General features: G+C 39.4%; 8 protein-coding genes. 1 reads left to right on the top strand and 7 read right to left on the bottom strand.

All coding sequences use genetic code 11. From position 1 onward, the window contains the following. Positions 1 to 243 precede the first annotated feature (243 nt). Genes tatA through efeO form a run of 5 tightly spaced genes read right to left on the bottom strand, consistent with a single transcriptional unit; the run spans position 244 to position 4885 of the window. On the bottom strand, positions 244 to 414 hold the full coding sequence (gene tatA, locus PAN06_RS12440) for a twin-arginine translocase TatA/TatE family subunit (RefSeq protein ID WP_061864669.1): 171 nt from the start codon (positions 412 to 414) through the stop codon (positions 244 to 246). After that, positions 398 to 1129, bottom strand: coding sequence for a twin-arginine translocase subunit TatC (gene tatC / locus PAN06_RS12435; RefSeq protein WP_196311196.1), 732 nt, complete (start codon positions 1127 to 1129; stop codon positions 398 to 400). Before tatC ends, tatA begins: the two co-directional genes overlap by 17 nt. Next, complete coding sequence (locus PAN06_RS12430) at positions 1130 to 2818, bottom strand: FTR1 family protein (RefSeq protein WP_269796470.1); 1689 nt, start codon at positions 2816 to 2818, stop codon at positions 1130 to 1132. It lies immediately after the preceding gene. Continuing rightward, positions 2793 to 4007 (bottom strand): iron uptake transporter deferrochelatase/peroxidase subunit, encoded by a 1215-nt coding sequence (gene efeB / locus PAN06_RS12425; RefSeq protein ID WP_261147182.1) that lies wholly within the window; start codon positions 4005 to 4007, stop codon positions 2793 to 2795. Before efeB ends, PAN06_RS12430 begins: the two co-directional genes overlap by 26 nt. Before the next feature lie 5 nt (positions 4008 to 4012). Continuing rightward, a complete protein-coding gene (gene efeO, locus PAN06_RS12420) occupies positions 4013 to 4885 on the bottom strand; it encodes an iron uptake system protein EfeO (RefSeq protein ID WP_020900325.1) in 873 nt (290 codons plus the stop codon). Positions 4886 to 5071: 186 nt separating this feature from the next. On the opposite strand from efeO, the gene PAN06_RS12415 reads away from it, so the two are divergent. After that, entirely contained in the window at positions 5072 to 5371 is a 300-nt protein-coding gene (locus PAN06_RS12415; protein WP_000981526.1) for a YbaB/EbfC family nucleoid-associated protein, read from the top strand. A gap of 178 nt (positions 5372 to 5549) precedes the next feature. Here the strand turns inward: PAN06_RS12415 and PAN06_RS12410 are convergent, their stop codons facing one another. Both PAN06_RS12410 and PAN06_RS12405 read right to left on the bottom strand, forming a co-directional pair. After that, positions 5550 to 6410 (bottom strand): methionyl aminopeptidase, encoded by an 861-nt coding sequence (locus tag PAN06_RS12410; RefSeq protein ID WP_269796469.1) that lies wholly within the window; start codon positions 6408 to 6410, stop codon positions 5550 to 5552. 15 nt (positions 6411 to 6425) lie between these two features. Next, positions 6426 to 6854 (bottom strand): hotdog domain-containing protein (locus PAN06_RS12405; RefSeq protein WP_276593276.1); only part of this gene is annotated, 429 nt, incomplete at its 5' end.

Genomic DNA, 6854 nt, shown 5'->3' with positions numbered 1-6854 from the left:
AGAATGAGAGGATTAAGCAGTTCCATTATTCAAAGAAACTAATCCATTTCTAGTAGTGACTAGGAATTCAATAGTCATTACTAATAAATGGCTGTGAAATTTTAGAGTTCTTCAGAATAATATAGTTTTCTTAAAGAAAACTTAAATTTATATTTTCTTAATACAAGAAAAAGCTAGGAAATGGTAAATTGTCTGACAGAGACACACTTCCTAACTTATTATTTTTAGTAAAACTCACAAGTCTTACTCTTCCTTATCTTGATTTTCTGCTCCTTTAACTGCTTTTTTAAATTCAGATAGCATTTTACCGATTGACTCGCCTAGTTCAGGCAATCGTTTTGGTCCAAAAATCAATAGAGCTCCTAAAACGATAATAATCAATCCTGGTGCTCCGATATCACGTAAGATTCCCATTTCTCTCTCCTTTCTGCTTGCGTTTCATAATGTGTTTGCTGATAGCAATACTCAACTCATAAAGTAAAATCAAGGGGGCAGTCATTGCCAAATCGCTGACAAAGTCAGCTGGTGTCAAGATGACTGCGAGTACCAATAAAATAAAATAAGCATATCGACGATAAGCAATCAATAATTCTGGTCCAATGAGTCCAATTGACGTCAAAAAGGCAATGATAACTGGCAATTCAAAAATCAGAGCCAAGGGCAAGGTCGTTTGAAAAACAAAGGACAGATAATTTTGAGCTGTTAACTGTGTTTCAAATAGTCCTTCTCCTAGCCCTAATAAAACCTGAAGTAAGGCTGGTGTTACAAAGTAAAAACCAAAAGCCAGTCCAACTAGAAAACAAAGGAAACTAGCTGGAATATAGGCAAAAATAGCTCTAGCTTCTTCCTTCTTTAAACCAGGTTTAATGAAAGACCAAATATGATACACCGTGTAAGGTAGGGTGATAGTAAAGGCCATCAGACTAGCTAAGCGTATGTAAATCCATAAAATATCATTTGGCCCTAAAACAATCAACTTTTGCTGAAAAGATTGGGTCACATACTGGTAAATCTGGTCTGCAAAAAGCAGAGAAACACAGAATACCAAAAAGAAACAAATGACCACAGCCAATAATCTCTTTCTAAATTCTACCAGATGTTCAACGATTGTCAATTCTTTTCTATCCATTTATTTTTCACCCTGTCTGAAAGTGACAATCAAGACAATAATGGCAAAGAGTAGCTGGCTGGCCAAACCTTCCCAACTTGGGTAAATTCCAAGTAAGTCAATAGTTGGAAAGCCTGTCAGCAAGTGATTTGGTGCCATATTGGTCAACTGAAGAGCATGGACACTAACCCCAAGCATCTTGAAAGCCAGAGCATAAATCATCCAAGTCAGGATAAAGAAAACCTTATGTGGCAGAAAGAATTGACTGGCCTTGTTCATCACGATGGCAATAACTACCAGAACCAGCAAGGCAAGTGAAATTCCCAAGACAAATTCAAAACTGGAAATTCTTGGTAAAATCCCAACATAAAAAAGAATGGTTTCTGCTCCCTCACGGAAAACAGCTAGAAAACTGAGGGCAAACATGGAAATAAAAGAGCCTGTTTTGGTCACTGTTTCCATTTGTGACTCCATAAAAGCATTCCATTTTTTGACTGAGGATTTGCTATGGAGCCAGATTCCAATCACAATCATCATAGCTACCGCAAAAATCCCAACTGCTCCTTCGATGATTTCACGATTGGATCCTGATGTTACTGCTGGAAAGGCAATTTGCAGAATAAAAGCAATAAGAAGACTGGCCATGATTCCAGTGATAGCACCACCATAAACCCACTTGAGCCCTTTTCGCATCTTGGCTGCTTTCAAGGTTGTTACCAAGGCCATAACGATTAAGAGAGCCTCTACACCTTCTCTTAGAAGAATCAGCATGGCATCAAAGGCATTGTATCGTGCGCTAGTATCAATTTGTGATAAATCTGCAATCAGTTTTTCTAATTTTTCTTGGTATTCCTTCTCACTTCCCTTGACCATAATCACAGGGCTTTCACTCTCCACTCGTGTATAGAGTGAGGGATTGGTCGTGCTAACAGAGCCCTCAATCGTTGGCCAGATAGTGATGAATTCCTTCATACTAGCTGCTCCTGATGCTTGGTCACCATCTTGGAATTGTTCCAAAGCCTTTGTCAAAAGGGCAATGCCGTCTTTAAGACTCAAATCAGAAGATGTTGCTGCGACTTCTTTCCCAGTTACAAAATCATCAATAGCCTTTTTTAAGTCCTCAAAGGAAGTCTGGATGGAGTTAAAATCCGTAGGCTCAGTTTCCATGCTACTACGCAGGAAGGAAATAGCTGTTTCAACACGTCCATAATGAGCTGTACTATTGTCACGAACCACACTTTCATTGATAGTCCAAGTGGAATTCATTTTCTTAAAGGCTTCTCGCACTTTTTCCAAATCTTTGGAGGCAATGGCCTGCTCCAATGCTTCAAAACGAGGACTTAGACGGTTCACCAATTTTTCCTTTTCCGCATCTAAGTCAACAGGATTTTGTTCTTTTTCAAAGGCTAATAGGGCTACAGAAATTTCGGTGAGTTTGTCTTCAGTAATCTCTCCTGATTGAGCTAACTTTTCCTTAACGACTTTACCAGCCTCAGAATCCTTATTTTCTACTCTTTCGAAATCTGATGCCATCTCTGCAACGAGTTTCTGTGCTTCAGACTGATTGCCATTTTTAACCGCTTTGGACGCATCTGTGATTTTCACAAAGTAAGAACTTAGACTCTCTTGGGCACCTACTGGGGAAAGAATTAAAAATAACAAAGCTAAAACCAAGAACCAGCTTCTAGCCTTCCAATAATTTCTGACCAATGTAGCCTCCTTTCTCCACACCACCAAAGCAAGCAAAGAGTCCACTACCGATGTGAGTGATATATTCATTCATCTTATCAGTAGCACCTAGGTTAGTTTGAACCTTAACAAAGTTATCAGGATCTTTTTGGAAAGAAATAAAGAGCAAGCCCGTATCAAACTGACCAGTCTTTTCATCAATTCCATCAGAGTAAGAATAAGAACGACGTAAAAGGGGCTTATCCACTTCCTTAGCCAAACGAACATGCGAATCATCTGGCAAAAGACTCAAATCCACTTCATCAAACTCGTTCTTCTTACCAAAGGGGGCACCACTTTCCTTGTAACGACCAAAGGTATTTTCTTGTTCTTCAAGACTAGTGCGGTCCCAGGTCTCTAAAAACATCTGAATCCGACGAACTGCCATATAAGATCCATTTTCCATCCAGTCCTTACTATCAGCCCAGATGACGCGGTCAAAGTCTTTCTCTTTTGTTGGATTTGCTGTTCCATCTTTAAAACCAAAGAGGTTACGCGGAGTCTCCATTCGATCTCCGATAACTGCAAATCCAGACTGACTCCAACGAAGGGTCACTGCATTTCTTCCCTTACGGATGAGATTGCGAATAGCGTGAAAGGCAACCTGCTCATCATCTGCACAAGCCTGAATCACAAGATCTCCTCCGGTATATTTTTCTCGTAATTGCTCTTTAGGAAAAGGCGGTAAATCCCTGAACACTTGAGGACGCTTGTTCTCCAAGTTCATCTTTTTCAAGAAACTTGCAGACACACCAAAAGTCAGCGTCAGACGATGAGGGTTAAGCCCGACTGTCTCACCAGTATCGCTTGGAGGCAAGAGAGCATTCTGGCCATCTTTTTTGACCAGTTCCCCTTCAACCAACTTGGCACTATAATCCGTCCAATCCTTGAATAGTTGGATAATCTTATCTATATCCGTCGTATGTAGGTCCAAGACAACAAAATAGATATTCTTTTGCATGGGCGTACTAATCCCAGCTTGATGCTTGCCATAAAAAGCAATTTTTTCATTTCCGTACGAGATTTTTTCCTGACTTCCTAGCTTAGGTGCGAAAAAAGCAGAAGCACCAGAGAGTCCTAGCGCTAAACCAGCCCCTCCAATCCCTGCTTTTTTTAGAAATTCTCGACGGTCCATTTTCTTCTCAAAAAACTTTTCGTCTTTTTCAGTCATGACTCTTACTCTCCACTAAGAAATTTACCCATTTGTGACAGAGGTTCACCAAGTTTTGTCACAGCTTCTGACAATTCTTTGGTATCTTCTTTTGTCAAATCTGTATAAAGTTTGTAGTGTTCCTTGTCGGTCATGTGTTTGTCCAACAAGCTATTAACAGATTTGAAATCTGCTTCCAATTCTTTAACTAGGTTAGCGTCTGATTTTTCAAGCAAAGGTTTAAAGAGTTGGAAAATCTTCTCAGCACCCTCAATATTGGCACGGAAATCATACAAGTCTGTGTGAGAATAAATTTCCTCTTCACCTGTAATCTTGCTTGTCGCTACTTCGTTAAGCAAATCAACTGCTCCTGTCAACATGACCTTGTAGTCCACATCTACAGTTGCAATCTTGGCTTTCAATTCCTTGATATCATTGACCAACTGATCACCATAGCTTTCAGTTCCTTTAGTGGTATTGTCTTCCCAAAGGATACGCTCAATACGGTGGAAACCTGACCATCCTTCTTCTGTCTTGTTTTCGTCCATATAGTCTGCCAAACGGAAGTCAATCTTGACATCTGACTCACCAAAACTCTCGGCAATCGGTTCTGAACGCTCATAAGACATACGAATCAATGGATAAACCTTCTTAGCTTCTTCTAGTTTTCCTTCTTTCAAAAGTTTGACAAAGCCTTCCGTATCTGTCAACAGTTTATCGATTTGCTCTTGCACAAAAGTCTTATAGTCAGCTGTGGCCTTATCAAGCATTTTCTGCTTGTCTTCAGATAAAGCTGTCACCTTAGACGAATCACTCGTATTGCTTGGCTTAGATTGGTTGTTAGCACAAGCTGTCAATAGCAAGGCTGAAGATAAAAGGACAAAACCTAGTTTTTTCATTGTGTACTCCTATTGGTTCAGGAAACCTGAATTAATTTTACGTTTCATTATACCATGTTTTCACTCATTTTTCAATAAATTTTCAGACAATTTAATGTTGAGTAATTTATACTAATAATAGACTTTTAACCTCAAAATTGATAAAATAAAAAGGAAAATAATTGGAAAAGGAAACTATATATCACCATGATGAACATGCAAAACATGATGCGCCAAGCACAAAAACTTCAAAAACAAATGGAACAAAGTCAAGCTGAACTTGCGGCTATGCAATTTGTCGGCAAATCTGCTCAAGACCTTGTCCAAGCTACCTTAACTGGAGATAAGAAAGTTGTCAGCATTGACTTCAATCCAGCTGTCGTTGACCCAGAAGACCTTGAAACTCTTTCTGATATGACCGTTCAAGCAATCAACTCTGCTCTTGAACAAATCGATGAGACTACCAAGAAAAAACTGGGTGCTTTCGCTGGAAAATTGCCATTTTAAGCATAAGAAAAAAGGCTCCATAATATTTGTAGTGGGTAAATCTCCCTACAGATACTATGGAGCCTTTTTTATTAGCTTGGAAAAAGCCTGAAAACATCAATACAATGCGTTTATTTAATATGAAAAAATCTACTGGATTATTTTCAAAATCAACTTCCAGCAGCCTTTTCACTTTTTATTAATAAGTTCCTTCTTCACCTTGGCTAGTCAAGATAACAGGTCCGTCTTTCGTAATCACGAATTGGTGTTCATATTGGCAAGATAGGCCACCGTCAATGGTCTTATGCGCCCAGCCAGTTTTCATATCTGTATCAATTTCCCAATCACCTGTGTTGATCATTGGTTCAATGGTCAATACCATTCCTTCACGGAGACGAAGCCCACGACCTGCAATACCATAGTTAGGAACCATTGGTTCTTCATGCATAGTTGGACCAACACCATGACCAACTAAATCACGAACTACACCGTATCCACGACTTTCAGCATATTCTTGAATAGCTGCACCGATATCACCAATACGATTTCCAACAACAGCTTGTTCAATCCCCTTGTACATAGCTTCTTTGGTTACATCCATCAAGTTTTTCACTTCTTCGGACGGTGTACCAACAGCATAAGCCCAACAAGAGTCTGCTAGGCCACCAGAATAGCTCTGAGTGTATTTCTTCATTTGTTCCACATTGTTGAAGTTTAATTTTGAGACATTCAGGTCAGATTTAGCAATTGGACCTCCCAAAACCATATCAACCTTAAGCAAATCACCATCTTTCAAGATATAATGACGAGGGAAAGCATGAGCTACTTCATCGTTAAGAGAGCAACAGGTAGCATAAGGATAGTCCATCATTGCACCGTCAACTCCAATCTGAAGCGGAAGGAAATTTTCTTCCTTACAACGACGGCGCACGTATTCTTCAACTTCCCACATATCTACGCCAGGCTTAATAAAATCACGCAAGCCAATATGGATACTTGCTAAAAAATCACCGGCCTTGTCCATAGCTTCGATTTCACGAGCTGATTTTAATGTTATCATTTTTTCTCCTAGTTTCTAATTAATTTTAACGGTTACATTTGCTTTTGAAACAATCTGATGACCATGATAAATATCGTAGTCAATAATAGCTGACCGTCTAGTATGGTGGATAATACGGGCTTGAATGCGCAATATATCATCTATCTGAACAGCCTGCAAAAAGTAGATTAGCATCTGCTCAATAATAAGATTTCGACCACTATTCACAACTAAATCTTGAGTCATGTGGGTTAGAATTTCTGCCAATACACCATTAGCCAAAACACCGTTCTTCTCTAGCATAAAGGGTTCCACTGTAATCACTACTTCATCATGGTGATAAGAAAGTTTTTGACCAATCTGCTCAGAAAAAGTTGGTAGAGCAGAAACTTGGGAACGACTCATCTTCGCCATGACATCTCGTCTGGTTACAACCCCAAGCAAGGTTTGATTATTTCGAACAAC

It is taken from the genome of Streptococcus sp. SM3, assembly GCF_027497875.1.
This window is presented reverse-complemented; position numbering and strand designations above follow the sequence as displayed.

What these genes read in the sequence shown, in the direction of transcription:
- efeO (WP_020900325.1), bottom strand. Translation starts at nt 4,885, where the DNA reads ATGAAAAAACTAGGTTTTGTCCTTTTATCTTCAGCCTTGCTATTGACA.
- PAN06_RS12410 (WP_269796469.1), bottom strand. Translation starts at nt 6,410, where the DNA reads ATGATAACATTAAAATCAGCTCGTGAAATCGAAGCTATGGACAAGGCC.
- PAN06_RS12415 (WP_000981526.1), top strand. Translation starts at nt 5,072, where the DNA reads ATGATGAACATGCAAAACATGATGCGCCAAGCACAAAAACTTCAAAAA.
- tatA (WP_061864669.1), bottom strand. Translation starts at nt 414, where the DNA reads ATGGGAATCTTACGTGATATCGGAGCACCAGGATTGATTATTATCGTT.
- tatC (WP_196311196.1), bottom strand. Translation starts at nt 1,129, where the DNA reads ATGGATAGAAAAGAATTGACAATCGTTGAACATCTGGTAGAATTTAGA.
- efeB (WP_261147182.1), bottom strand. Translation starts at nt 4,007, where the DNA reads ATGACTGAAAAAGACGAAAAGTTTTTTGAGAAGAAAATGGACCGTCGA.